The following is a 24,535-nucleotide window of genomic DNA, read 5'->3' as shown; positions in this document are numbered from 1 at the left end:
GGCTCCGCGGGGCTCATCGCCCTCAGGATCCTGCCGGCTATTGCCACCCGGTTGCCCGGGCGACATTTCATGCGGAAACCGGCCGATTGGCCGTCTCCTTCCGTGAGGATGAAATGCGTAAGGCGCGGTGTATAGAGGCTAGCAAGCCACCTGCCAAGGGCTGAAGCGCGACTTTTCCGCCGCAGGCAAGGGCCGGAGCGGAGAATTCGCTCGCGACGCCGTGCATCCGTCGATCCCGGCCCGCGGCATTCTTGAGAGGGGGCCCGACGTCCCGCCCTCGATCGATGATCCGCAGGGTGCCGATTCGATCGCGTCGCACCGCATCGACGATCACGAGACGCCGGTCAAAGGCGATGAGCCGAAGGCTGCGTCTCAGGCCGTCGCGAGCCCGCCCAATATTCGTCATTGCGGAAAACCGTTCGCAAGGCACGCGGAACCGGCGGACGAACCCGATCGACCGTCCGGGGCCGTCCGGCCCGATCGGGTCGCAGAGCGCATCAGAGCCGGCTAACGCCCCGCCTGCAGCGCGCCCCCCAAGACTCACGGCCGCCCTTAGCCGGCGCACATGCCGCGGGCGGCGCCGTTTGCGGGCTAGGCCGCCTCCCGCTCCGGTGCCAGCTTGCGCCGGGCATTCTCCCACCACGAGCGCCGCCGCGCATCCTCGGCCTCCGCGGCTTTGGCCGCGTAGAACGAGGCGTTGTGCTCGCCCCGCAGGGCCTCGCGGGTGAAGCGGATCAGGTGATGGGCAACGAAGCCCATGTTGAACACCGCCTCGATCTGCCCGCGCTTGAGCGCGTAGCCGGCGGCGCTCCAGAACGGCCTTCGGTAATCCGAGAGCAGACCGACCCGCGTGATGATGTTGAACCCGAGGATGAGGCCGCGGCGCAGGTTCGTGAAGGTCAGCTTGCCCTTGGCCGGAGTCTTGATCCGGTTCGGGTAGGTGGTCTGGCACTGGTGCTTGAACCGGGAGAAGAGCTGATCCGGCTCGTAGGCGTGGGCGATCGCCCGGCGCCAGCTCGACACGACGGTGTCGTGCGGGCGCTTGAACAGGACGTTCGATTCCAGCGCCGCATCGTGGACCAGACGCCCCTCGCGCTCCAGCCGATCCCACAGCGGGGTCTTGGGCAGGGCCTGGAGCAGGTTGATGGTCAGGACGGGAATCGCCGACTTGTCGATGAAGTCGATCAGGTTCTGCTCGGACTTGTCGCTGTCGGTATCGAGCCCCAGGATGATGCCCGAGGTGACTTCGAGCCCGTAGGAGTTGAGCGTCTCGATCGCCTCGTACATCGGCACGGCGGCGTTGTGGGTCTTGTCGATCCCCTTGAGCGCGTCCGCCTCGGGCGTCTCGATCCCGACGAACACGGTCATGAAGTTGGCCTGGCGCATCAGCTCGAGGATCTCGGGCTGCTTGGCCATGTTCAGCGTCGCCTCGCAGGCGAATTGCAGCGGGTAGTCGTTCTTCTTCTGCCACGCCACGAGATGGGGCAGCATCTCGCGGGTCGCCTTGCGGTTGGCGATGAAGTTGTCGTCCACGAAGTAGACCACCGCCGGGTGCCCGGGCTGGCTGATGATCGCGTCCAGCTCTGCGCACATCTGCTCCGGGGTCTTCAGCCGGGGCTGGCGGCCGTAGAGCTGCGGGATGTCGCAGAACTCGCAGCGATACGGGCAGCCGGACGAGAATTGCAGCGAGCCGATCAGGTAGCGCTTGAGCGGCGCCGCCTCGTAGGCCGGGGCCGGGAAGTCCGACAGTGCGAGCCGTTCACCGGTCTCGAACACAACCTGCTGGGTCGGACGGGCGACGTCGACGTCGAGCCGCTCGATCAGCCGGTCGGTGGCGTCGCCGATCTCGCCGACATGGAGATAATCGAAGTCCGGATATTTCTCCCGGGCACCGGACACCGAGGGGCCGCCAAGCGCCGCGACCTTGCCGGCGGCGTGGGCGCGCCGGCCGATGTCGTGAATCTGGCCCTCCTGGATGTGCATCCCCGAGACGAACACCGCGTCGGCCCAGGCGAAGTCCTGGGCGGAGGCGCGCCGGATGTTCTCGTCGATGAAGCGGTACTCCCAGCTCTCGGGCATGTAGGCCGCGATCACCAGGAGGCCCTGCGGGGGCATGAACGCCTTGACGCCCCCCATCAGCGGGTAGGCGTGCGAGAATGTGCCGAACGAGGGCGTGTAGGCGGGAAAGACGCAGAGGATGCGTCGGCGGGTCGTGACGGAGACTGTGCTGCGCATGGGGCCTATCTAGCACAGCCGCGCGGGATGGCGCCCCCTTCCATGTTGAGAATGACGTGAAGGACAGTGCGAAAAAGCCGCTGCGCGGCAGGTCCCATGCTGGATCCCAGGCCAAGCTCCGCCGCGCTCCACCGACCCGGGACAGGGGCGCGTTTTCTCCAGCCCGGGGCTGGGTGCCGGGGCATGCAACGCAAAACGCCCGGCCGTTTCCGGCCGGGCGCTTCTGGAGCGGTTGGTTTGAGGCTCAGCCTCAGGCGGTCAGGACCGTGTTCGGCTCGACCTTTACGCCCGGGCCCATCGTCGAGGTGACGGCGATGCGCTGGACGTAGGTGCCCTTGGCGCCCGCCGGCTTGGCCTTGGCGACCGCGTCGGCGAAGGCCTTGATGTTCTCGACGAGCTTGTCGGCATCGAACGAGACCTTGCCCACGCCGGCATGGACGATGCCGGCCTTCTCGACGCGGAACTCCACCGAGCCGCCCTTGGCGCCGGCCACGGCGCTCTTCACGTCCATGGTGACGGTGCCGACCTTGGGGTTCGGCATCAGGCCGCGCGGGCCCAGCACCTTACCGAGACGACCGACCAGCGGCATCATGTCCGGGGTGGCGATGCAGCGATCGAACTCGATCTTGCCGCTCTGGACGATCTCCAGGAGATCCTCGGCGCCGACGATGTCGGCCCCCGCCGCCTTGGCGTCGTCCGCCTTGGCGCCGCGGGCGAAGACCGCCACGCGGACCGTCCGGCCGGAGCCGTTCGGCAGGTTGCAGACGCCGCGGACCATCTGGTCGGCGTGGCGCGGATCGACGCCGAGATTCATCGAGACCTCGACGGTCTCGTCGAACTTCGCGGTCGCCCGCTCCTTGACCAGCTTGATCGCCTCGTCGAGCGGGTAGAGCTTGGTCACCTCGATGCCCTCGCGGGCCGCGCGGATGCGCTTTCCTTCGCGTGCCATGATGTCCTCCCTCAGGCCGTGATTTCGAGGCCCATGGCCCGGGCAGAGCCGCGGATCATGGCGACGGCCGCTTCGACCGAGTCGCAATTGAGGTCGGGCATCTTCTTCTCGGCGATCTCGCGCAGCTGCGCCTCGGAGATCTTGCCGACAACCGGGCCCTTACCGGGGGTCTTCGAGCCGGAAGCCGGCTTCTTGCCGATCTTCAGGCCGACGGCCTTCTTGAGGAAGAAGGTGACCGGCGGCTGCTTCATCTCGAAGGTGAAGGAGCGGTCCTGATACGCGGTGATGATCACCGGGATCGGGGTGCCCTTCTCCATCTGCGCGGTCTTCGCATTGAAGGCCTTGCAGAACTCCATGATGTTGAGGCCGCGCTGACCGAGCGCGGGACCGATCGGGGGCGACGGGTTCGCCGCGCCGGCCGGGACCTGAAGCTTCACGTAGCCCGTGATCTTCTTCGCCATGGGATACCTCCCAAACTGCGTCCGCCGCCGGGCTGCCTAGGCGCGGGCGGGTCGGACGATGACAGGTCGCGGTGCGATCCGTGGATCCCGGAGGCGAGGCCGGGCGGATCTTCCGCGGGTGAGACCGCCCCTTTTGGAGGGTACGGCCGCTTCACGGCCGAGGCGGAACGCCGGCCGGAAGAGGAGGGACGGCCGAAAACCGGCCGCCGAAAACGTGCGTGCCTCAGGCTTTCTCGACCTGGGCGTATTCCAGCTCCACCGGCGTGGCGCGGCCGAAGATCGACACGGCCACCTTGAGGCGGGAGCGGGCCTCGTCAATCTCTTCGACGGTGCCGTTGAAGCTCGCGAACGGACCGTCGGCGACCCGAACGGTCTCGCCGATCTCGAACGCGATCGACGGCTTGGGCCGATCGACGCCCTCGGCAACCTGGCCCTTGATCCGCTCGGCCTCGGCGTCAGGAATCGGAACCGGCTTCGACTTGTCGGCCCCGAGGAAGCCCGTGACCTTCGGGGTGTTCTTGATGAGGTGGTAGACCTCGTCGGTCAGGTCGCACTTCACCAGCACGTAGCCGGGGAAGAACTTGCGCTCGGCATCGACCTTCCGGCCGCGGCGCACCTCGACGACCTTCTCGGTCGGGACCATCACCTCGTCGAACAGCTCGGTCAGCCCGCGCTGGGCCGCCTGGTCCTTGATGGACTGCGCGACCTTGTTCTCGAAGTTCGAGTAGGCGTGGACGATGTACCAGCGCTTCGACACGGTTCCGTTCAACTCCGACACGTCCGCGAGGTCTCCCCCGATCGATATTGCCCCTCAGAGGCCGAGCACGAGGCCGACCACGAAGCGCAGGGCCTGGTCGACCACCGTGAAGAACAGGCTGGTGACCACGACCATCACGAACACCATGATGGTGGTGATCGTGGTTTCCCGGCGGGACGGCCAGGTGACCTTGCGGGCCTCGTCGCGGACCTGGGAGAAGAACTCGCCGGGCGTCGCGCGCTTCTGCGGCACCTTGGCGGGCGTGGCCGGGCGGGCCGGCGGCGTGTTCGCGGGACCGCGAGCCGCGCCGCGCGCCACATCCACCTTCTTGGTCGCTTCGTTCGATGCCATGGCGCCAGTGTTTTTTGCGAGCGCGGGCCCGAGGCAGGGCCTGCTTCCGGGAACGCGAACATCCGGCGCCGAGAGCCTGGGCAGGCCCGCACCGACGGTCGCTTCAGATCTCGGATTGCGCCCGCTCTAGCGCAACTCCGCCGGCTTGTCGACCGGGCGACCGCGCGGGGTTGGGTGAGATGTCTGGCAGGAGTGGAGGGACTCGAACCCGCAACCTCCGGTTTTGGAGACCGGCGCTCTGACCAGTTGAGCTACACTCCTAGCGTTCCGCCAAATGCCCGATCGCGGCGTCGCTTGCAAGAGGTTTGCGGCCGGTTCCTGAGGACTTTCAGGGGGCTGCAGCCCGAAAGCGGCGTCGCGGGTGGGTTCGGGCCTGCGGGAGCCCGACATGGCGGCGCCGGCCTCCGTGGGGACGGAGGCCGGCGCCGATCCGATCACGCGCGACAGCGGCCCGATGACGGGCCGGGCCGAACGGGATCTCAGCCCGGGGTCTCAGTCGTTGATGGCGGCGACGACGCCGGCACCGACGGTGCGGCCGCCCTCGCGGATGGCGAAGCGAAGCTTCTCCTCCATGGCCACCGGCACGATCAGCGTGACGTCCATGGTCACGTTGTCGCCCGGCATCACCATCTCGGTGCCCTCCGGCAGCTCGCACACCCCGGTCACGTCCGTGGTCCGGAAGTAGAATTGCGGCCGGTAGTTGGTGAAGAACGGCGTGTGGCGGCCGCCCTCCTCCTTGGTCAGGATGTACGCCTCGGCCTTGAACTTGGTGTGCGGCTTCACCGAACCCGGCTTGCACACGACCTGGCCGCGCTCCACGTCCTCGCGCTTGGTGCCGCGCAGCAGCACGCCGACGTTGTCGCCCGCCTGGCCCTGGTCGAGCAGCTTGCGGAACATCTCCACGCCGGTCACCGTCGTGGTCGTGGTCGCCCGGATGCCGACGATCTCCACCGTCTCGCCGACCTTGACGATCCCGCGCTCGACGCGACCCGTCACCACCGTGCCGCGGCCCGAGATCGAGAACACGTCCTCGATCGGCATCAGGAACGGCAGGTCGATCGGACGCTCCGGCTGCGGGATGTAGGCATCCACCGTCGCCATCAGCGCCAGCACCGCCTCCTTGCCGATCTTGGGCTCCTTGTCCTCCAGCGCCATCAGCGCCGAGCCCTTGGTGATCGGGATGTCGTCGCCCGGGAAGTCGTACTTCGACAGAAGCTCGCGCACCTCCAGCTCGACCAGCTCCAGGAGTTCCTCGTCGTCGACCATGTCGACCTTGTTCAGGAACACCACCAGCGCCGGCACGCCGACCTGGCGGGCGAGCAGGATGTGCTCGCGGGTCTGCGGCATCGGGCCGTCGGCCGCCGACACCACCAGGATCGCGCCGTCCATCTGGGCGGCACCCGTGATCATGTTCTTCACGTAGTCGGCGTGGCCGGGGCAGTCGACGTGCGCGTAGTGACGGTTGGCCGTCTCGTACTCCACGTGCGCGGTCGAGATCGTGATCCCGCGCGCCTTCTCCTCCGGCGCCTTGTCGATTTGGTCGTAGGCCGTGAACGTCGCACCGCCCGTCTCAGCCAGGACCTTCGTGATCGCCGCCGTCAGCGACGTCTTGCCGTGGTCGACGTGACCGATCGTGCCGATGTTGCAGTGCGGCTTGGTGCGAGCGAACTTTTCCTTGCCCATGATTCCCATTCCTGCGGCGGGGACCACGCTGTTCCCCGGATCCTGGACGGCCGCCCCGAACGCGGAAGCGGGGCGAAAAACGCGGTTCGCTTAGAGGGTCGGCCGCTTGCGATCAAGGTCCGGCGCGCACGGGACCCTCGGGACGACGGCGTCTGTCAAGCGCCGAACCGCCACATTGGGCGGCCTGAATATTGATGCCCACCACTTCCGGTGGACACTTTCGAGACACAGTGTGGCCCGCAGGGCATAGCGGACCTGGAGCAGCCGAGCTTAAGTGGGGACAACCACTGGTCACCCGGGTTCCGCGAACATGATGAAGAAGCTCCTCCTCGCCAGCGCTGCCACGGCCCTGGTCTCGACGGCCGCCGTCGCTGCCGACCTGCCGCGCCGCGCCGCGCCGCCGCCGGTCTTCACCCCGGTGCCGGTCTTCACCTGGACGGGCTTCTACGCGGGTCTCGAGTCCGCCTACACCTTCACCGACAACCAGCGCATCACCACCGTCGGCGTCCTGCCGGGCAACGCCAACAACGTGGCGCTCGGCCGCCGGCCGCTCCTGACCTCGACCTCGCAGGACGGCTTCGCCAACATCGGCGGCACCGCCGGCTACAACTATCAGTTCACGCCGGGCTCCGGCATCGTCGTCGGTGTCGCCAACAGCATCGACTGGACCGACATCACCAAGAACCGTGTCGTCCTCGGCACCGGCAACGTCGCGGGCGGCCCGCCGAACATCAGCCAGTTCCGCCAGAGCCTCGACTGGCTCGGCACCCTCACGGGCCGCGTCGGCTACGCGTTCGACCGGGTCATGGTCTACGGCATGGGCGGTCTCGCCTACGGCAACGTGTTCCACGATGCGAACTTCTACACCCCGGGCGGCGCCCTGCAGTTCGCCGGCCGCTACGACGACTTCAAGACCGGCTTCGCCTACGGCGGCGGCATCGAGTTCGCCATCCCGACCGACAGCTTCCTGAACACCTTCGCGGTCGGCAAGTACTTCGGCATCAAGTACGACGCCGTGACCATCAAGGCCGAGTACCTGCACTACGATCTCGGCAGCCAGAGCGTGCTCGTCGGCGCCATCCCGGGCGTCGGCACCGGCTCGTACATCTCGCGCTTCCGGACCGAGGGCAGCATCGTCCGCGCCGGCTTCAACTACAAGTTCGGCGGCTTCTAGGACTTCGCCACAGACACCGGCCCGGGAGCGATCCTCCCGGGCCATCCTTCGAGGGCGCGTGCCGGGACCGGTGCGCGCCCTTTTTCGTTGTGTTGTGGTCGGTTGCTTGCTGAGTACGCGAGAGCCGTGCCCGACCGCGTTGGGTCGGGCACGGCTCTCGGCTCTTGGTTTGACGCGCTCTCCGACGAACCGGAGCCACTTCGTCGAAGAGCGCTTTAGCGGGCGCGCAGATGCGCGATCAGCCGGGCCGCCGCCTCTTGCGGCGCGCCCGTGTTGAGGATGGAGAGGTCGGCCGAGACCCGGACCTCGCGGGCCAGGCGCGCGGCGACGTCCCCGTCCTCCGGCCGGCCCCGGGCCGCGATCCGGCGTGCCAGGACCTCGGCAGGCGCCGTGACCTCGACCACGCTGACCGGCAGGCCGCTGCCCCGGGCCTCCTCGACGATCCGGCGGGAGACGTTGCAGACCACCACGCGATCGCCGCGCGCGCATTCGGCGGCCTGCGCCGGGATCGCGTAGCCCAGGCCGTGCGCCCGCCAGTGCAGCGTGAACACGCCAGCCGCACAGCCCCGTGCGAAGGCGGCCTCGTCGATCTCGTCGTTGTCCTCGTCGCCCGACGGCGGCCGGGTCACCAGGCGGCGCGGGAAGACGTAGCGCGGGTCGCCCGCCAACTCCGCCCGGGCGAGCCGGATCAGCGTATCCTTGCCGGCCCCGCTCGGGCCGACCACCAGGACCAGGCAGCCCGCCATCAGGCGACCCGCCGGCCGGTGCGCCAGACCTCGCGGACCACTGGAACCCCTTCGGCGCGCTGGACCCGCACGAGGTCGGCCCGCAGGCCGGGCGTCAGGGCGCCGCGGTCGGTCAAGCCGGTGGCGCGGGCTGGGTTGGCCGTGACGGTGGCCAGCGCCTGCGGCAGCGAGATCCCGGATGCCTGCTCGGGCAGCAGGAACGCGGCCATCAGCAGGCTCGCGGGCACGTAATCCGACGACAGGATGTCGAGGTGGCCGGCCTCGGCCAGCGCCAGGGCGGCGACGTTGCCGGAATGCGACCCGCCGCGGATCAGGTTCGGCGCGCCCATCATCACGGTGATCCCCCGCCCGTGCGCGGCCTCGGCCGCCTCCAGGGTGGTGGGGAACTCGGCGAGCGCCACCCCCTCCCCGGCCGCGAGTTCCACATCGGCCAGGGTCGTGTCGTCGTGGCTCGCCAGGGGTATGCCCATGTCTTTCGCGAACTGGACCAGGGCTGGGCGGTTGCGGCCGTTGAGGGCCTTGCCCTCCCGGATCTTGCGCTCGGTGTTGAGCCGGATCTCCTCCAGGGTCCGGCCGCCCCGCGTGGCGTAGGTGTAGTACTTCTCCATGTCGCGGAACTGGCGCTGGCCCGGGGTGTGGTCCATCAGCGAGATCAGGCCGATCGTGTACTGCGCCTTGAACTCGGCCACCGTGTCGAGGACGTCCGCCGAGGGCAGCTCGCAGCGCAGATGCGTGAAGTGCTCGGCCCGGAACAGGTTGCCGGCCCGCGCGGTCTCGATCGCGGCGGCCAGCTGTTTCAGCTCGGAGCCGAGGCCGCTGCCGTCGGGGTCGCTGCCGGCGCGCAGGGAATCGAACACCGTGGTGATGCCCGAGGCGGTGATCTGCGCGTCGTAGGCCAGCACCGCACCGAGCGGATGCCAGCGGACCTTGGGCCGGGGCGCGAAGTGGCTCTCGAGGTGGTCTGTGTGCAGCTCGATCAGCCCGGGGATCAGGTGGTCGCCGCCGAGGTCGAGGCCGCGCTCGGGCGCGCGCCCGGTGCCGATCTCCGCGATCCGGCCGTCGGCCACGGCGAGCCAGCCGTGCTCGACGCGGTCCGGCAGGACCAGGCGCGCGTTCTCGAGAATCAGGTCGCTCATCGGGTCTCCTCAGGCCGCCCGGGCTTGCGCGAAGCGGGTCACGTCGACGATTCGCGTCGCCACGGCATCACGCATCTCGCCGTCGTGGAAGATGCCGAGCACGCCGGCCCCCGCGGCCAGCTTCTCGCGGACCAGCTCGGCGACCACGGCGCGGTTGCTGGCGTCGAGGGACGCGGTGGGCTCGTCGAGCAGCAGCAGCGGCCGGTCGGCGATCAGCCCCCGGGCGATGTTGACGCGCTGCTGCTCGCCCCCCGAGAAGGTTGCGGGCGGCAGGCCCCACAGCCGGTCGGGCAGGTTCAGCCGGGCGAGCAGGGTCTTGGCCCGCGCGCGGGCTTCGTCCTCGGACAATCCGCCCTCGCGGCCGGCGGCCTCGACCACGTCGAGGGCCGAGACCCGCGGGATCACCCGCAAGAACTGCGACACGTACGCGATGACCCGGGCACGCAGCGACAGGATGGTGCGCGGGTCGGCCCGGACCACGTCGATCGCGGCGCCGCCGTCGCGGACCAGGATCGTGCCGGCATCGCAGCGGTAATTGCCGTAGGCCATCTTCAGGAGCGAGGACTTGCCGGCGCCCGAGGGTCCGCCGAGCACCACGCACTCGCCCGGCGCCACCGCGAGGCTCACGCCGCCCACCACCGGGAGCACCACGCCGCCGCGCAGGTGCAGGGTGAAGCTCTTGGCGACGTCCTGGAAGGTCAGAAGCGCGGTCATGCGGCGAGCACCGAGGAGACGAGGAGCTGGGTGTAGGCGTGCTCGGGGTCGTCGAGCACGCGGTCGGTCAACCCGGTCTCGATCACCCGGCCGGCCCGCATCACGGCGATCCGGTGGGAGAGCAGGCGCGCCACCGCGAGATCGTGGGTGACGATGATCACCGCCAGACCGAGCTCGGCCGAGAGCCGCCGGATCAGGTCGAGGAGCCGGGCCTGGACCGAGACGTCGAGCCCCGAGGTCGGCTCGTCCATCAGCACCAGCCGGGGGCCGGTGACGAGGTTGCGGGCGATCTGCAGGCGCTGGCGCATGCCCCCGGAGAACTGGCTCGGCGGGTCGTCCACGCGGGCCGCCTCGATCTCGACGCGGCCGAGCCAGTCGAGCGCCTGGCCGCGGATCCGGCCGTAATGGCGCTCGCCCATGCCCATCAGCCGCTCGCCGACATTGCCGCCGGCCGAGACCGCCATGCGCAGGCCCTGGCGGGCGTCCTGCCGGACGAAGCCCCAGTCGGTGCGCATCAGCCGGCGCAGTTCGGCGGGGCCGAGGTCGGCGAGGGTACGGCTCTGCCCGTCGCGCATCCGGTAGCGGACGCAGCCGGAATCCGGCGCCAGCTCGCCCGCCAGCAGGGACAGGAGCGTCGACTTTCCGGAGCCGGATTCGCCCACGATGGCGAGCACCTCGCCCTCGGTGACGTCGAGATCGACCCCCGCGCAGGCGAGCCGCGCCCCGTAGGCCTTGGTCAGGCCGTGGGCGGAAAGCAGCGGCGTGCTCATCGGGCGGCCTCCGCGACGCGGGTCTCGCAGATGTCGGTGTCCGAGCAGACGTACATCCGCCCCCCCGTGTCGTCGGTGACCACCTCGTCGAGGTAGTGGCCGCGGGCGCCGCACAGCGCGCAGGGCTCGGTGAATTCCTGGATCCGGAACGGATGGTCCTCGAAGTCGAGGCTGCGCACCGCGGTGTAGGGCGGCACCGCGTAGATGCGCCGCTCGCGCCCCGCCCCGAACAGCTGGAGCGCCGGGCAATCGTCCATCTTGGGGTTGTCGAATTTCGGCGTCGGCGAGGGGTCCATCACGTAGCGGCCGGCCACCTCCACCGGGTAGGCGTAGGTGGTGGCGATGTGGCCGTGGCGGCTGATGTCCTCGTAGAGCTTGACGTGCATGGCCCCGTACTCGGCGAGGGCGTGGAGCTGGCGCGTCTCGGTCTCGCGCGGTTCGAGGAAGCGCAGGGGCTCGGGGATCGGCACTTGGTAGACCAGCGTCTGCCCCTCGGAGAGCGGCGTCTCCGGAATGCGGTGGCGGGTCTGGATGATCGTCGCCTCGGTGGTGCGCGTGGTGGTGGCGACTCCCGAGGTCCGTGCGAAGAAACGCCGGATCGAGACGGCGTTGGTGGTGTCGTCGGCGCCCTGGTCGATCACCTTGAGCACGTCGGCCCGCCCCAGGATCGCGGCCGTGACCTGTACGCCGCCGGTGCCCCAGCCATAGGGCATCGGCATCTCGCGCGAGGCGAACGGCACCTGGTAGCCCGGCACCGCGATGGCCTTGAGGATGGCCCGGCGGATCATCCGCTTCGTGCCCTCGTCCAGGTAGGCGAAGTTGTAGCCGGCGTCCGATCGGCTCGGTTCGGGCATCGCTGTCGCGCTCATTCGGCCGCCTCCTGCATGCTGTCTGAGTCTCGGAAGAACTCGGCGCGCAGGCGCCGGACCAGCTCCAGCTCCGCCTGGAAATCGACGTAGTGGGGCAGCTTCAGGTGCTCGACGAAGCCGGTCGCCTGCAGGCTGTCGCAATGGGCGAGGACGAATTCCTGGTCCTGGGCGGGGCTCGCCACCGGCTCGCCGAGTTCCTCCGCCCGCAGCGCCCGGTCGACCAGGGACATCGCCATCGCCTTGCGCTCGCTCTGGCCGAAGCTGAGCCCGTAGCCGCGGGTGAACTGGGGAGGCGTCGTCCCCGAGCCCTTGAACTGGGTGACCATCTGGCACTCGGTGAGCCGGATCCGGCCGAGCGGCACCGGGAAGCCGAGTTCCTCCGGCACGAACGCCACCGCCACGTCGCCGACCCGGATCTCGCCCACGAACGGGTGGGTGCGGCCGTAGCCCCGCTGGGTCGAGTAGCCGAGGCCGAGCACGAAGCCCTCGTCCCCCCGGGCCAGGGCCTGGAGGCGCAGGGCCCGGTCGGCGGGGTAGTCCACCGGCTCCCGGGTGAGGTCGCCCACGGGGGCGCCGTCGTCCGGGGGCGAGGGCTCGATCAGGCCGTCCTGGGCCAGGACGTCGGTGACCCTGGGGCAGGTGCCGGCATCCCCGCGCGGCTCGGCCTCGGCGGCGGGCTCGACCGCGCCCTCGGCGGCCAGCGCGAAGTCGATCAGCCGGTGCGTGTAGTCGAAGGTCGGCCCCAGAACCTGGCCGCCGGGCAGGTCCTTGAAGGTCGCCGAGACGCGGCGGGCCACCGCCATGGCGCCGGTATCGATGGGTTTGGAAGCGCCGTAGCGCGGCAGAGTCGTCCGGTACGCCCGGACCAGGAACACCGCCTCGACCACGTCGCCGCGGGCCTGCTTGAGGGCCAGCGCGGCGAGGTCGGGATCGTAGAGCGAGCCCTCGGCCATAACCCGGTCGACCAGGAGCGCCATCTGCTCCCGGATCTGCGCCACGGAGAGTTCCGGCACGGCCGGGTCGCCGCGGCGGGCCTCGGCCAGGAGCCGGTGGGCGTTATCGATGGCGGCTTCGCCGCCCTTCACGGCCACGTACATCGGTCAGCTCTCCGTGACGGCGGTGGAGCGCGGCAGACCGGCGACGAGGCCGGGCGCGGTGAGGATCAGGTCGATCCCGAGGGGGAAGCCCGCGCGGTTCGCCGCGAGCTGCGCCACGAATCCGTCCGGCATGGGCGCCAGGGCGATGCGGGTCGCACCCCTGATTCCGGGCCCGGTCAGGCGAAGCCCCTCCCCGGCCGCGATCCGGTCGAGGGCGAGGACCAGTGTGGTCGCGGTGTCGGGATAGGCCGGCGTGCCTTGCGCGAACCGGTCGAGCGGCGGGCAGCGGGCCGGATCGCACATCAGCGCGAAGGCCGCCCGGGCCGGGTCGTCCGTGAGCGGCGCGCCGGTGTGGAAGCGCAGGTAGGCGGCGACCTCGGGTGCGGCGGCGAGGCCTGGATCGAGCCAGACCGGCGTGTCGGCGTCGGTCAGCGCCAGCGCGACCGCGGCGAGTTCCGGGGTCAGCGGCGCGGGCGGCGCGAGCCGGATGTCGAGCCGCCGGGGCAGGCCGGGGCGGGCGAGCGCGTCCATCACCGCGCGGAACGTGCCCTGCGCGTCGTGGACCGGATCGGCGAAGCCGGGTGCGAGCATGCTCAATCCTCCCCGCGGACCAGCGTCAGGAAATCGACCCGGGTGGCGGCGCTGCGTCGGGCCGCCTGTCGGCCCGCGGCCTCGGCCCGTTGCGCGGCGGGCCGCAGGGCGGCCTCGACCCCGGCGCGTCGGGCCGGATCCTGCCAGAGCGCGTCCAGCGTGGCCGCGAGGCGCGCCTTCGTCCGGTCGCGGCCGAGATGATAGGCGAAGCCCGTGGCGCCATCCGGGAGCCGGATCGCCGCCCGGGTCACGCTCACCTCACCGAGGTTGAACGGCCGCCCGTCGCCGCCGATCCGGCCCGTCGCCATGACGAGGCCGGTCTCCGGGGGGCGCAGGTCCTCGGGGGCCGGGGCTTCGAGCGCCCGCAAGGCGGCGTCGAGGTCGTCCCGGCTGGCCTCGGCGCAGAGCGCCATGACGGCCTGCCGGGCCGCGATATCGTCTGGTCCCGAGTGGTGCGGGCTCGTCGCCATAGCGAATCCCTTTGTCGAGCTGTTGTCTAGTCGTGTAGACAACTAGCGCGCCGGGCGCAAATGAAGTTTGGATGACAGCATGGATGCACAGGAGCGGGCGCCCGGCCTCGTCCGGGGAGAGGGGCTGACGGCGTGGCGGCAGATCGCCGACGCGCTGAGCGCCGACATCGCGGCCGGGCGTTACGCGCCGGGCCAGCAGATGCCGACCGAGGCGGCGCTGGCCGCGCGCTTCGCCGTCAACCGCCACACGGTGCGGCGGGCGCTGGCCGCCCTGGCGGAGGGCGGCCTCGTGCGCGCCAGCCAGGGGCGCGGCACCTTCGTGGAGGAGGCGCCGCTGGCCTATCCGATCGGCCCACGCACCCGCTTCTCGGAGATCGTCACCGGGGCGGGGCGCGAGGCCTGGGGCGACCTGCTCGCCGCCGCCACCGTTCCGGCCGGGTCCAGGCAGGCGGCGGCCCTGGCGATCGAGCCCGGCGCGCCGATCCTGGAACTGCTGACGACCCACCGGGCGGACGCCGCCCCGATCTCGACCGCGCAGACCTGGCTGCCCCTGCCGCGATTCGCGGACTTCGCCGCGGCTTACGCGGAGCGCGGCTCGATCACCCGGGCCTTCGCGGCCTGCGGCGTCCACGACTACACCCGGCTCTCGACGCGGATCCGCGCCCGGCCGGCCGATGCCCAGGAGGCAGAGCGCCTCGATATCGCCCCCGGGCGGGTCGTCATGGTGGTGTCGAGCGTCAACATCGACTCCGCTGGCGTGCCGATCCAGGCGAACCGCACCCTGTTCGCCGCCGACCGGGTCGAGTTGGTGATCGGCGGCTAAAGCGCGCGCCGCCGAGTTGGAGCCGGTCAGCGCGCCGCCGGCCCGATGATCGCCCGGCGCAGGCGGGTCGAGACCCAGTCGATCGCCGCCACGGTGGCGAGGATCATCAGAACCAGGAAGGCGACCTGCTTCAGCTCCAGCATGCGGATCAGCTCGGTGAGGTACTGGCCGATGCCACCCGCCCCGACGATGCCGATGATCGTCGCCGAGCGGGTGTTCGATTCGAAGAAGTACAGCACCTGGCTCGCCAGCACGGGCAGCACCCCCGGGATCAGCCCGAAGCGGATGCGGTGCAGGGCCGAGCCCCCCGAGGCGACGACCCCCTCACCGGGTTTCCGGTCGCAGGTTTCGATCGCCTCGGAGAACAGCTTGCCGAACGCCCCGAAATCCGAGCACGCGATGGCGAGCATGCCCGCGAAGGGGCCGAGGCCGACGACGTTGATCCAGATCAGCGCCCAGATCAGCACGTCCACGGAGCGCATCACGTCGAGGCCCCGGCGCACGGCGAAATGCGCGAACGGATTGGGCACGACGTTGCGGGCGGCCAGCAGCGCCACCGGGAAGGCCAGGATCGCCGCCGTCAGGGTGCCCAGGAAGGCGATGCCCAGGGTCTCGCCCAGCGCGTGGACGAAGGTGCCGAGATGCCCCTCCGGCGAGGGCGGCAGCATCAGCACCGCGAAGGTGCCGAGCCGGCCGAGCCCGTAGAGGATCCGGGCCGGCGACATCTCGAACTGCCAGGCGCCGAAGCCGGCCAGTCCGGCCAGGCCCGCGAGAACCGCCAGCCGGCGCAGCCGCGCGGCCCGATCGGTCCGGAACTGCGCGGGATAGCGGGCCCGCAGGCGCGCGAGATCGGCCCGGGCGGCCGCCCGCAGGGTTTCGGTTCCGCCGCCGCTCATCGGGCCTCCTCCAGGCCGGTCAGCCGGTGCCGGACCTGCTCGGTGGCGAGGTCGATGCCGACGACGGTCAGGATGATCAGCCCCAGGATCGCGCTGACATCCGCGTAGTAGAAGTTGCGGATCGCGGCCAGGAACTCCTGCCCGATGCCGCCGGCGCCGACGAAGCCCAGCACCGCGGCCCCGCGCACGTTGATCTCGAAGCGCAGCAGCGCATAGGAGACGAAGTTCGACAGCACCTGCGGCAGCACCGCGAAGCGCACGGTCTCGAGCCAGCTGGCGCCCGAGGCGGACAGGCCCTCCACCGGGCGCATGTCGATATTCTCGACGACCTCGGAGAACAGCTTGCCGAGCGCCCCCGTGGTGTGGATCGCCAGGGCCAGCACGCCGACCATCGGGCCGAGGCCGAAGGCGATCACGAACAGCAGCGCGAACACCACGTCGGGAATCGTGCGGCACACCTCCAAGACGCGCTTGGCGAGGAAGCGCACCGGGGCCGACGGGACCAGGTTGGCGGCCGCGACGAAGCTGAGGGCGAAGCCCGCAACCGCCCCGAGCAGGGTTCCGAGATACGCCATCAGCAGCGTCTCGCCGAGCAGGGCGAGCCAGCCCGGCAGGCCCCAGTACCAGGCGCGCATGTCCGCCATTGGGTGATCGAGGCCGATCGGCGGCCAGATCTGCTCGATATAGGCGGTGAACTTGCCGATGTTCGCGACGAGGACCAGCGGCCGGACCTCGGCGACGAGCCCGGCCAGGAGCGCCAGCACCGCCAGGACGGCGAAGCTCGCGAGGGTGCGGCGGCGGGCGGAGCCGCTCGCCGCCGCGTACAGGCCGGAGAGGGCGGCGACCCGCTCCGGCGGCAGGGGTGTCAGGCCGCGCAAGGCCGGCGCCTCCTCAGCAACGCGATCAGGACTTCTTGCGCTGCTCGTCGTTGAATTTCAGCATGTCGATGACCGGCTGGTAATCCTTGAGCGTCACCGGGGTGAGGCTGAGATCCTTGCCGTCGGACAGCCGGTCGAACGCCGCCTTGTCGGCCTTCGGCAGGTCGAGGAAGGCCTGGCGGATCTTGGCCTTCAGGTCGTCCGGAAGGCTCGCCAGCACGGCGTAGGGGCCCTCCGGCAGGAAATCAGACTTGAACACCACCCGGAAGTCCGACTGCTTCATCGGCGTGCCGTCCGGGTTCTTCAGGACGCCCTTGGCGACCATGCGGGTCACCATCGTGTCGGTCTCGGAGTTCCACAGGTTGGCGGCGGCCTCGACGGTGCCCTGGGTCAGCGCCAGGACCGCGTTCTCGTGGCTGCCGGCGAAGACAGCCTTGCCGAAATACCGGTCCACGTCGTAGCCGGCCCGCTTGAGGAAGAAGCGCGGCGCCTGGTTGCCGGAGGTGGAGTTCGGGTCGACCAGGGCGAGGTTCTTGCCCTTCAAATCCGCCACCGTCTTGTACGGGCTGGAAGCCAGCACGTAGAGCACCGAGTAATAGCCCGAGGCGCCGGTCTCGTGCTGCGGGTTCACGAGCGGCTCGATCTTCACGCCGGTCATCACGGCCCGGCCGAACGAAGCGGCGCCGTAGAACGCGATCTGGATGTTGCCGGCCCGCTGGCCCTCGATCACCGCGGCGTAGTCGCTGGCGACCCGCAGCTTGACCGGCACGCCGATCGTCTTGGTCAGGTAGTCGGCCAGGGGCGCGTAGCGGTCGTTGGTGCCGCTGGCATTCTCCATCGGGATGACCGCGAGGGTCAGCTCGGGATACTTGGCCTTCCACTCCTGGGCGGCGGCCGGAAGGCTGAAGAGGGCGAACGACGCCGCGGCGGCGGCAAGGGTGCGTCGGGTGATCATCGGGTGGTCCTCGGGTCTGTTCAAGCGCTGGATTGGCCGGCCGCGCGGTCGGCGCGTCCGGTCGGGCGTTTCCATCCGTCGTTGTTGGAGGCCTCGAGCCCGGTGCGCCGGCGACCGGCGCCCCAGCTCAGGCGCCGATGGCGGCCTCGCGGATGGGCTGGGCCGGGACGAGGCCGGGCAGCCCCGGCAGGGCCGCCCGCTGCTCGGCCTCGCGCTCCGGGGAATCGTCCAGCACCTCGCCCGCCTCCAGGCCGTAGAGCCGGCGCGCCACGTCCTCGGTGAGGTCGAACGGGCCGCCCTCGAACACCACCCGGCCTGCGGCGAGCCCAACGAGGCGGTCGCAATAGGCCCGGGCGAGATCGAGGGAATGCAGGTTGCACAGGACCGTGATGCCGTAGCGCCGGTTCACGGCCGCCAGGGCATCCATCACCAGCCGGGTGTTGCGCGGGTCCAGGGACGCCACGGGCTCGTCGGCGAGCAGGATCTCGGGCTCCTGCACCAGCGCCCGGGCGATGGCGACGCGCTGCTGCTGGCCGCCCGACAGGCCGTCGGCCCGCTGGCCGGCGAACTCGCCCATGTCGAAGCTCTCCAGGGCGGCGAGGGCCATGGCCCGATCCTCGTCCGACCACAGCCGGAGCAGGGAGCGGTGGGTCGGCACATGGCTCAGCCGGCCCATCAGCACGTTGGTCATCACGTCGAGGCGGCCGACCAGATTGAACTGCTGGAAGATCATGGCGCAGCGGGTGCGCCATTCGCGGAGCGGCCGACCGCTCAGGCCGGTGATGTCGCGGCCGTCATAGAGGATGCGCCCGGAACTCGGATCGGCGAGTCGGTTGATCAACCGCAGGAGCGTTGATTTGCCGGCTCCTGATCGGCCGATCACACCGACGAAGCTGCCGCGCTCGATCCGCAGCGAGACTTCGTCCACGGCTCGACGGCCGCCGTACTGACGCGTGAGATCCTCTACGACGAGCATAAACATCCATCCGCTGCGGGGTGGAGGCAGCTAAACGCCTCTTCCACGACGGTTGAATGACGAATACAAAATGATTTCTTTAGTCGGCGCACCAAATCCGATGTTGCGCGCCCCGGCGTCTCCCTACGTGCCCGACCGACTGGTGTACCGCTCCAGGAAGTCTTCGATCGGCAGCGCGCGGAAATCCGGAAGCGCCTTGCGCAGGCGGTCGTGGTCCCAATCCCACCAGGCGAGGCGCTCCAGCCGCTCGGCGACCGGCTCGGGGAAGCGGCGGCGCACCGGTCGAGCCGGGTTGCCGACGACGATCGTGTAGGCCGGGACGTCCCGCGTGACGATCGCGCCCGCCCCGACCACGGCGCCGGTGCCGATGCTGCGGCCGGGCAGCACCACCACCCCATGGCCGATCCAGACGTCGTGGCCGATGGTCACCGGGCTTGCCCGGCGGCGCGCGAAGAACGCGTCCTCGTCCGCCTCCTCGGGCCAGTAGGCCTGAGCCCGATAGGTGAAATGCGCCTGGCTCGCGCGTTCCATCGGGTGGTTGCCCGGGTTGATCCGCACCGCGGCGGCGATCGAGCAGAACTTGCCGATGGTGGTGTAGATCACCTCCCCGTCCTGGGCGATGTAGGAATAATCGTCGAGGACGGTCTCGGTCAGGCGCGTGCGGGCGCCGATTTGCGTGTAGCGGCCGAGATGGCAGTCGACGATCCGGGCGCTGGGGTCGACGGCCGCCAGGCCGAGATGCTGGTCAGCCATGCGCGTCTCCGAAAGGCAGGCGCGCCAGCAGCCGGAACGGCTCGGCCCCGTCCTGCACGAGCACGCTCAGGGCGTCGATCACCACGGGCTCAGGTCGCGTGGCCGCGTAGGCGTCGGACAGGCGGCGCAGCCAGGCGGCGCGGTCGGGATCCGGCAGCGCGTCGGTCAGCGTCATGTGGAACTGGAAAGCCTCGAAGACATACGGATAGCCCCAGCGGGCGAGCAGGGTGCGGCCGCGCGGATCGAGGCGCTCCGGGCGGCGCTTGGCGCGCTCGCTCTCCGACAGCGGCGCCCGCCACGGGTCCAGGGCGGCGACGCATTCGGCGGCGAGCAACCCGAGCTCCGGCGGCGGAGCCGCGGGGACCAGCGCCAGGAACGGCCCGAGCGCCGCGACGGCCAGCGGCCCGAGCGCCACCGGCGGGTGCCCGATTGCGAGGTCCCGCACCGCCGCGACGAGGTCCGCCTCCTCGGTGCCCGGGGCGAGGCGCATCGGCGCCTTCAGGGTCGCATGGAACCCGTAGACCCGGGCGCCCGCCGTGACGGCGGCGAGGTCGCCGAGGGCCTGCGGATGCGGCACCGGCGCGCCGGCGGCGTTGTCGTAGCCGAGCACGGCGTTACCGAAGGCGGCCAGGCCCGAGCCGGGCGGGGGGAGCCAATAGAGAGCGTAGCGGCGCGTCATGTGATGACCTCCGGCCTCCGCGCGGTCACGCCGTCGGCGCGCAGGCGCGGTCGACGCTGGCGCGGCGCGGGCGCACATCCATGGCGTTGCCGCGCCAGACGATGGCGCTCTGCACCCAGGCGGCGAGCCACAGGGCCGGGATCAGCGCGTCGCGCACCAGGAACGCCGCCAGCATGCGCGGCCCGCGTTGCCAGCCCGCGCGGACCGCGAGCCGGTACTCGGCCCCATAGCACAGCCCGATGAGGCCGGCAGCGCCCGCGAGGCCGGCCGGGCTGCCGGCCCAGAGCGCCACAAGCAGCGCCGGCAACAGGACCCCGCTGCCGATCTCCGGGATGAAGAACAGCGCGAAGGTCACCCGGCGCAGGCGCGCCCAGCGCAGCTGCCGCGCCCAGACATCGCGGAAGCCGCGCCGTCCCAGCGGCTGCTCGAACGGGCTCGAAACGAGGTGGACGCGCTTGCCGGCGGCGCGCACCAGCTTGGTGGCGGCTGCATCCTCGGCGATCTCGGAGGCCAGCGCCTGAAGGCCGCCCCGGGCCTCCAGGAACGGCTTGTGCCAGAGCATGCTCTTGCCCTGCGCGAAGCCCAGGCCGAACGCCTCGGCCGCGTATTGCCAGCGGGCCTGCAGGGTGTTGAGGAAGGCGCATTCCACCTCGGCCATGAAGCTGCCCGGCCGGGCGCCCGCCGGGGTCGAGCAGACCAGGCCGGTGTCGGACCGCCAGGCCGCCTGCAGCCGCTGAAGATAATCCGGCGGCATCGCGACGTTGGAATCGGCGAGCACGATCCAGTCATGCGCGGCGGCGCGCCAGCCGCGGACGCAATTGTTCAGCTTGGGATTGTCGCTCACGCGCTCGTCACCGAGGATCAGCCGGGCCGGCACCTGCGGGTGGTCGGCGATCAAGCGCTGCACCCGCGGGACGATCGGATCGGCCGGGTCGGCCACGCAGAAGATCAACTCGTAGGCCGGATAGGCGAGGCGGAAGCTGCGGACCAGCATCTCGTCGCTGAACGCCTCGACCCCGTGGAGCGGCCGGACCAGGGAGACCGGGGCACCGGCCGGGAAGGTGGATGCGCCGTGGACCGTCCCGATGCGCCGGCCCGCGATCGCGATGCTGGCGATCTGGATCAGGGCCAACAGCGCACCGAGGGACAGGGCCGACACCGTGGGGTCAATCATGCGGATCCCTCGTTCACGCTCGTGATCGGCCCGGATCGTCGGCGAGTGCGCGTGGCATCAAGGATTTCGAGCCGCACCCGGTCGGGCGCGGCTCTAACGGCCGGACCGCGTCAGCCGTGTGACAGAGGCCCCTCAGAACCGAAGGGTCAGGTTGCCCTTCACGGCCTGGTCCTGGGCCCGGGCGCCGACTTGGCCGGTATAGGCCACGCCGAGCGTCGCGTTCGGCGCCACCGCCAGGTCGAGCCCGGCGCCGGCCACCAGCGCGTCCCGGTCGATCGGCACCCCCGCGCTCAGGAAGGCGGGGCCGGTGCCGAAGCTCAGCAGGGCCGCCGGCACGACGTCGCCGAACGCCCGCCGGTAGCCGAGCAGGCCGTGCGCCGTCACCGGAACACCGAAGCCGAGATCGAAGCCCGTCTGCCCCCGCACGCCGACGGTCGCCGCGCCGAGGTCGTAGCCGCGCCCGTAGCTGACCAGCGCCGCTGCGCCGCCGGTCTCGGCGAACCCGTCGCGCCGGATGCCGACATAGGCCGCGCCCACGAACGGCTCGATGTAGGAGGCCGCCGCCCGTCCGTCCCGCGACGCCGGGGCCGACGGCACGCTCAGCGTGAACCGGTAGCCGATCTCGCCGAAGCCCTGGACGGTGTGGCCGCCGCCATGCCCGGTCGGGCTGTCCGACAGGCCGTACAGGACGCTGCGCCGGGTGCGGGTGTCGGTGTCGGCGTAGAGGGCGCCCAGCCGCACTTCGATCGGGCCGAACGCGGTGCCGCCGTAGACGCCGCCGAAGCCGCTCTTGAGCGTCGCGCTCTCGGATGGGCTGGCGGCGCCCAGCCGCGCGCGCCCGCCCTGCCGGCCGACGCTGTCGAGGTTGGCCTCGGTGTAGCCGCCGACCAGGCCGAACCGGACCCCGCTCGGCAGCCGGATGTCGGCGCCGAGCGCGAAGCCGGCGATCTGCCGGTCGAGGTCGAAGGCGTTGCCGCCCCCGCCGGCCGTGCCGAACGCGCCGAAGCCCTGGCCCCAGAGCCCGAACACCCGCGGGTCGAGGATCCGCGTCGGCACGCTCGCCACCACGGGCGTCCGGCCCGGCAGGTCGGCGCTGTAGGCCGCCGGCACGCGGCCGTCGTCGAGGCTCGGGGCCGACCCGCCCCAGCGCAGCCGGTCGAGCACCGCCTCGCGCACGAAGAACGCCGTCTCGTAGGCGGTCGACACCGTGCTGACGTGGATGTCGCCGGCGAGCGCCCGGAAGCCGTCGGCGGCCTCCGCGGTGGTGAACGCCAGGGCGGCGTCGTAGGCCCGGCCGGACCCGGCCGCCTGGAGCGCGTTGGCGGACGCGACGCCGTTGCGCCCGGTGGCGCCGGCGGCCAGCGGGACGTCGTTGCGGGTCAGCGTCAGGGCGACGTCGTTGGGCAGGTAGCGCAGGCCGGGGCTGAGGAAGGCGAGGTTCGTCGTGACCCCGTCGAACCGTCCCGAGACGCCGCCGGCCGCGCTCAAGATCGCGTAGGTTGTGCGCGGGCCATAGGCCCCGGAGGCAGCCACGACCTGCACGGTGCCGCCGCCGAGCGTCACGGCGCCGCCGGCCGCGATCTTGTCGGCTTGTCCGGCGGCGTTGGCCTCGACCCGGTAGACCGAGCCCGGCGCGAAGGCGACCGCGCCGGCGACGTTGAGGGTGCCGATCGAGTTCCCCGGCGCCACGGTGCCGCCCGAGAGGGCGTTGAGGCCGCCGAGCGTGCCCGAGCCGCCGAGCAGGCCGCCGGCCCCGACCGAGACGGTGCCCGCGATGGTGCCGTTGGCGTAGAGCACGCCGCCGTTGCCGACGCCGACATCGATGCCGAGGCGGTCGCTCGTGTCCATCCGCAGGGTGCCGGTGACGGCTCCGAAATAGCCGGCGGCGGAATAGAGGTCGATGCGGCTCCAGTAGCTGAGCGGGCTGCCGTAGAAGGCCGCGAGCGCGTTGGTCTGCGTGTTGACGACGATCTGGTTGATCGTGGCGGTCGAGAGCTGGCCGTAGAGGCCGCCCTGCGGGGCGAGCGTGCGGGCGGCGGCGGTCGATCCGCCGTAGAGCGGCGCCAGCAGGATCGCGGCGTCGGGTCCGCCAGCGGGGGCCGCCTCGCGCGGGGCCTGGGCGAAGGTCAGGGTCGGCAGGCCGTAGGTCAGGCGCTGCTGGTAGGCGGCCTGGTTGGCGGCCGACGGGAGATAGGGGTTTCCGGCGCTGTTGGCGGCGCCGCTCGCGCAGGCCGCGACGGTGTTGCCGCATTGGGCGGCGAGATAGGCCTGAAGCTGCCCCTGCGCCTGCACGAACTGGTTCGGCAGGTTGATCGCCACGCCGGTCACCGCGGCGTTGTTGACGTAGGCCGGGTTCGTGAACGCCTGGGCCAGGTCGTAGGCCGCCAGCGCCCGGCTGCCGATCACGTCGAGGGGGTAGTGGACGCCGAGCACGATCCGGCTCTCGCCGTACTCGGAGGCCCGCAGCAGCACGTTCTGGTATTGCTGCGGCACCAGCATCGCCAGCAGGTAGCCGCTGGTGAACGCGTAGGTGGTGTGCCCGCTGGGGAAGGAGGCGTTGGTCGCGAGGCCGGTCAGCGCCGTCGGATCGAACGGGTTGATGCGGCCGGGCGCGACCTGGACCGGGCGCGACGAGCCGTAGACGTCCTGGCCCGGCTGGGTGTTGGTGACCCCGTAGGCGCGGTCGTAGACGCTGTTGGTGGTGTTGGGCAGGCCGTCATACGTCGGCAGCCCGTAGCCCGCGGGCGCCACGGCCGGCACCGCCACGTAGTTGGCGGGTGTCACGCTCGGGTTGTTGGCCGCGCCGTTGGCGAAGTAGTTCTTCGCGACGCCGAGGTTGTTGCCCGTGAACGTGTTGGCGTTGACCAGCAGGTTGACCACGCCGCCGAGGGCGCCGTTCACGCCCTGGGCGGTCCCGCGCTGGTAGATCGGGCCGAGCTGCGCACCGAGGCCGCCGACCCGTTGCTGCGGGACGATGCCGTTGATCGGCGTCTGTCCGGGCAGGCCGCCGGCGATGTTGGCCGCGACGCCGTAGCTGCCGAGCCCCGAGGACGACAGGGCGTTGCTCGCCGCGCTGAGCAGGTTCTTGTCGCTGATCGCCACCTGCTGCCGGGCGAGGTCCGCGCCGGTGTTGAGGGCGATCGTCTGCGCCAGGTTCAGGCTCAGCGTCGCCTGCCCGGCCGCCGTTGCGTTGAGCGCCAGGTACGGCGCCAGCAGGTTGAGCACGTTGACGTCGGAGGCCGTGGTGTTGACGGTCTGCGCCTGCACCCCCGACCCGCACGCGGCGACCATCAAGGCCGCGATCGAGACCCCATAGCGAACGCTCATTCCTGGCCCCCAAGCCTGCGGCCCTTCGGCCTGCGGCGGGAGATTTAGCCACTTCCGCGAACGCGAATGCG

The 24,535-nt window shown here is 71.0% G+C and carries 24 protein-coding genes and 1 tRNA gene; 2 read left to right on the top strand and 23 right to left on the bottom strand.

Annotated features, from left to right (window positions below):
* Positions 1–591: 591 nt before the first annotated feature.
* From ACYQPG_RS06850 to tuf, 7 genes are all read right to left on the bottom strand, one after another.
* On the bottom strand, positions 592–2,235 hold the full coding sequence (locus ACYQPG_RS06850; RefSeq protein WP_461230599.1) for a B12-binding domain-containing radical SAM protein: 1,644 nt from the start codon (positions 2,233–2,235) through the stop codon (positions 592–594).
* 250 nt (positions 2,236–2,485) lie between these two features.
* Entirely contained in the window at positions 2,486–3,184 is a 699-nt protein-coding gene (gene rplA / locus ACYQPG_RS06845) for a 50S ribosomal protein L1 (RefSeq protein WP_007566052.1), read from the bottom strand.
* Between the two features lie 11 nt (positions 3,185–3,195).
* On the bottom strand, positions 3,196–3,645 hold the full coding sequence (gene rplK, locus ACYQPG_RS06840) for a 50S ribosomal protein L11 (RefSeq protein WP_147908999.1): 450 nt from the start codon (positions 3,643–3,645) through the stop codon (positions 3,196–3,198).
* Positions 3,646–3,868: 223 nt separating this feature from the next.
* A complete protein-coding gene (gene nusG / locus ACYQPG_RS06835) occupies positions 3,869–4,402 on the bottom strand; it encodes a transcription termination/antitermination protein NusG (protein ID WP_007566056.1) in 534 nt (177 codons plus the stop codon).
* Between the two features lie 54 nt (positions 4,403–4,456).
* The gene (gene secE / locus ACYQPG_RS06830) at positions 4,457–4,753 is read right to left on the bottom strand and encodes a preprotein translocase subunit SecE (protein ID WP_147897407.1); all 297 of its coding nucleotides are present in this window, start codon (positions 4,751–4,753) and stop codon (positions 4,457–4,459) included.
* 184 nt (positions 4,754–4,937) lie between these two features.
* A tRNA-Trp gene (locus ACYQPG_RS06825) sits at positions 4,938–5,014 on the bottom strand.
* A gap of 231 nt (positions 5,015–5,245) precedes the next feature.
* Complete coding sequence (gene tuf, locus ACYQPG_RS06820; RefSeq protein WP_147853161.1) at positions 5,246–6,436, bottom strand: elongation factor Tu; 1,191 nt, start codon at positions 6,434–6,436, stop codon at positions 5,246–5,248.
* A 310-nt stretch (positions 6,437–6,746) separates the two neighbouring features.
* On the opposite strand from tuf, the gene ACYQPG_RS06815 reads away from it, so the two are divergent.
* Positions 6,747–7,610 (top strand): outer membrane protein, encoded by an 864-nt coding sequence (locus ACYQPG_RS06815; RefSeq protein ID WP_147909785.1) that lies wholly within the window; start codon positions 6,747–6,749, stop codon positions 7,608–7,610.
* 215 nt (positions 7,611–7,825) lie between these two features.
* Here the strand turns inward: ACYQPG_RS06815 and phnN are convergent, their stop codons facing one another.
* The 8 genes from phnN to phnG are packed head-to-tail and all read right to left on the bottom strand — an operon-like array spanning position 7,826 to position 14,003.
* The gene (gene phnN / locus ACYQPG_RS06810) at positions 7,826–8,356 is read right to left on the bottom strand and encodes a phosphonate metabolism protein/1,5-bisphosphokinase (PRPP-forming) PhnN (protein WP_419829026.1); all 531 of its coding nucleotides are present in this window, start codon (positions 8,354–8,356) and stop codon (positions 7,826–7,828) included.
* Positions 8,356–9,492, bottom strand: coding sequence for an alpha-D-ribose 1-methylphosphonate 5-triphosphate diphosphatase (locus ACYQPG_RS06805; protein WP_461230597.1), 1,137 nt, complete (start codon positions 9,490–9,492; stop codon positions 8,356–8,358). Before ACYQPG_RS06805 ends, phnN begins: the two co-directional genes overlap by 1 nt.
* A 9-nt stretch (positions 9,493–9,501) precedes the next feature.
* A complete protein-coding gene (gene phnL / locus ACYQPG_RS06800; RefSeq protein WP_147909788.1) occupies positions 9,502–10,206 on the bottom strand; it encodes a phosphonate C-P lyase system protein PhnL in 705 nt (234 codons plus the stop codon).
* Positions 10,203–10,976, bottom strand: a complete 774-nt coding sequence (phnK, locus tag ACYQPG_RS06795; RefSeq protein WP_147897533.1) for a phosphonate C-P lyase system protein PhnK — start codon at positions 10,974–10,976, stop codon at positions 10,203–10,205. Before phnK ends, phnL begins: the two co-directional genes overlap by 4 nt.
* The gene (locus ACYQPG_RS06790; RefSeq protein WP_187193519.1) at positions 10,973–11,845 is read right to left on the bottom strand and encodes an alpha-D-ribose 1-methylphosphonate 5-phosphate C-P-lyase PhnJ; all 873 of its coding nucleotides are present in this window, start codon (positions 11,843–11,845) and stop codon (positions 10,973–10,975) included. The genes phnK and ACYQPG_RS06790 overlap by 4 nt, the downstream gene beginning before the upstream one ends.
* Positions 11,842–12,942: a carbon-phosphorus lyase complex subunit gene (locus ACYQPG_RS06785; RefSeq protein WP_461230596.1), complete on the bottom strand. Its 1,101-nt coding sequence runs from the start codon at positions 12,940–12,942 to the stop codon at positions 11,842–11,844. The genes ACYQPG_RS06790 and ACYQPG_RS06785 overlap by 4 nt, the downstream gene beginning before the upstream one ends.
* A gap of 3 nt (positions 12,943–12,945) precedes the next feature.
* Entirely contained in the window at positions 12,946–13,533 is a 588-nt protein-coding gene (gene phnH / locus ACYQPG_RS06780) for a phosphonate C-P lyase system protein PhnH (protein ID WP_147909791.1), read from the bottom strand.
* A 2-nt stretch (positions 13,534–13,535) separates the two neighbouring features.
* Positions 13,536–14,003: a phosphonate C-P lyase system protein PhnG gene (phnG, locus tag ACYQPG_RS06775; RefSeq protein WP_147909792.1), complete on the bottom strand. Its 468-nt coding sequence runs from the start codon at positions 14,001–14,003 to the stop codon at positions 13,536–13,538.
* Positions 14,004–14,082: 79 nt separating this feature from the next.
* On the opposite strand from phnG, the gene phnF reads away from it, so the two are divergent.
* The gene (phnF, locus tag ACYQPG_RS06770; RefSeq protein ID WP_461230595.1) at positions 14,083–14,826 is read left to right on the top strand and encodes a phosphonate metabolism transcriptional regulator PhnF; all 744 of its coding nucleotides are present in this window, start codon (positions 14,083–14,085) and stop codon (positions 14,824–14,826) included.
* 26 nt (positions 14,827–14,852) lie between these two features.
* Here the strand turns inward: phnF and phnE (ACYQPG_RS06765) are convergent, their stop codons facing one another.
* From phnE (ACYQPG_RS06765) to ACYQPG_RS06730, 8 genes are all read right to left on the bottom strand, one after another.
* Positions 14,853–15,722 carry a phosphonate ABC transporter, permease protein PhnE gene (gene phnE / locus ACYQPG_RS06765; RefSeq protein WP_147909794.1) on the bottom strand — a complete coding sequence of 290 codons (870 nt, stop codon included), beginning with the start codon at positions 15,720–15,722 and terminating at the stop codon, positions 14,853–14,855.
* Positions 15,719–16,600, bottom strand: a complete 882-nt coding sequence (gene phnE / locus ACYQPG_RS06760) for a phosphonate ABC transporter, permease protein PhnE (RefSeq protein WP_461230594.1) — start codon at positions 16,598–16,600, stop codon at positions 15,719–15,721. Before phnE (ACYQPG_RS06760) ends, phnE (ACYQPG_RS06765) begins: the two co-directional genes overlap by 4 nt.
* A gap of 25 nt (positions 16,601–16,625) precedes the next feature.
* A complete protein-coding gene (gene phnD, locus ACYQPG_RS06755; protein ID WP_461230593.1) occupies positions 16,626–17,555 on the bottom strand; it encodes a phosphonate ABC transporter substrate-binding protein in 930 nt (309 codons plus the stop codon).
* 127 nt (positions 17,556–17,682) lie between these two features.
* Positions 17,683–18,531 (bottom strand): phosphonate ABC transporter ATP-binding protein, encoded by an 849-nt coding sequence (phnC, locus tag ACYQPG_RS06750; RefSeq protein WP_147909797.1) that lies wholly within the window; start codon positions 18,529–18,531, stop codon positions 17,683–17,685.
* 123 nt (positions 18,532–18,654) lie between these two features.
* Positions 18,655–19,284: an LbetaH domain-containing protein gene (locus tag ACYQPG_RS06745; RefSeq protein ID WP_461230592.1), complete on the bottom strand. Its 630-nt coding sequence runs from the start codon at positions 19,282–19,284 to the stop codon at positions 18,655–18,657.
* A complete protein-coding gene (locus ACYQPG_RS06740; protein ID WP_461230591.1) occupies positions 19,277–19,963 on the bottom strand; it encodes a DUF1045 domain-containing protein in 687 nt (228 codons plus the stop codon). Before ACYQPG_RS06740 ends, ACYQPG_RS06745 begins: the two co-directional genes overlap by 8 nt.
* Before the next feature lie 25 nt (positions 19,964–19,988).
* Complete coding sequence (locus ACYQPG_RS06735; RefSeq protein ID WP_419829018.1) at positions 19,989–21,137, bottom strand: ceramide glucosyltransferase; 1,149 nt, start codon at positions 21,135–21,137, stop codon at positions 19,989–19,991.
* Between the two features lie 132 nt (positions 21,138–21,269).
* Positions 21,270–24,464, bottom strand: a complete 3,195-nt coding sequence (locus ACYQPG_RS06730) for an autotransporter family protein (protein WP_461230590.1) — start codon at positions 24,462–24,464, stop codon at positions 21,270–21,272.
* Positions 24,465–24,535 lie beyond the last annotated feature (71 nt).

The sequence above is a fragment of the Methylobacterium sp. CM6246 genome (assembly GCF_054818005.1).
Note: the sequence above shows the minus strand (reverse complement) of the source record. Positions and strands in the feature narration are given on the sequence as shown.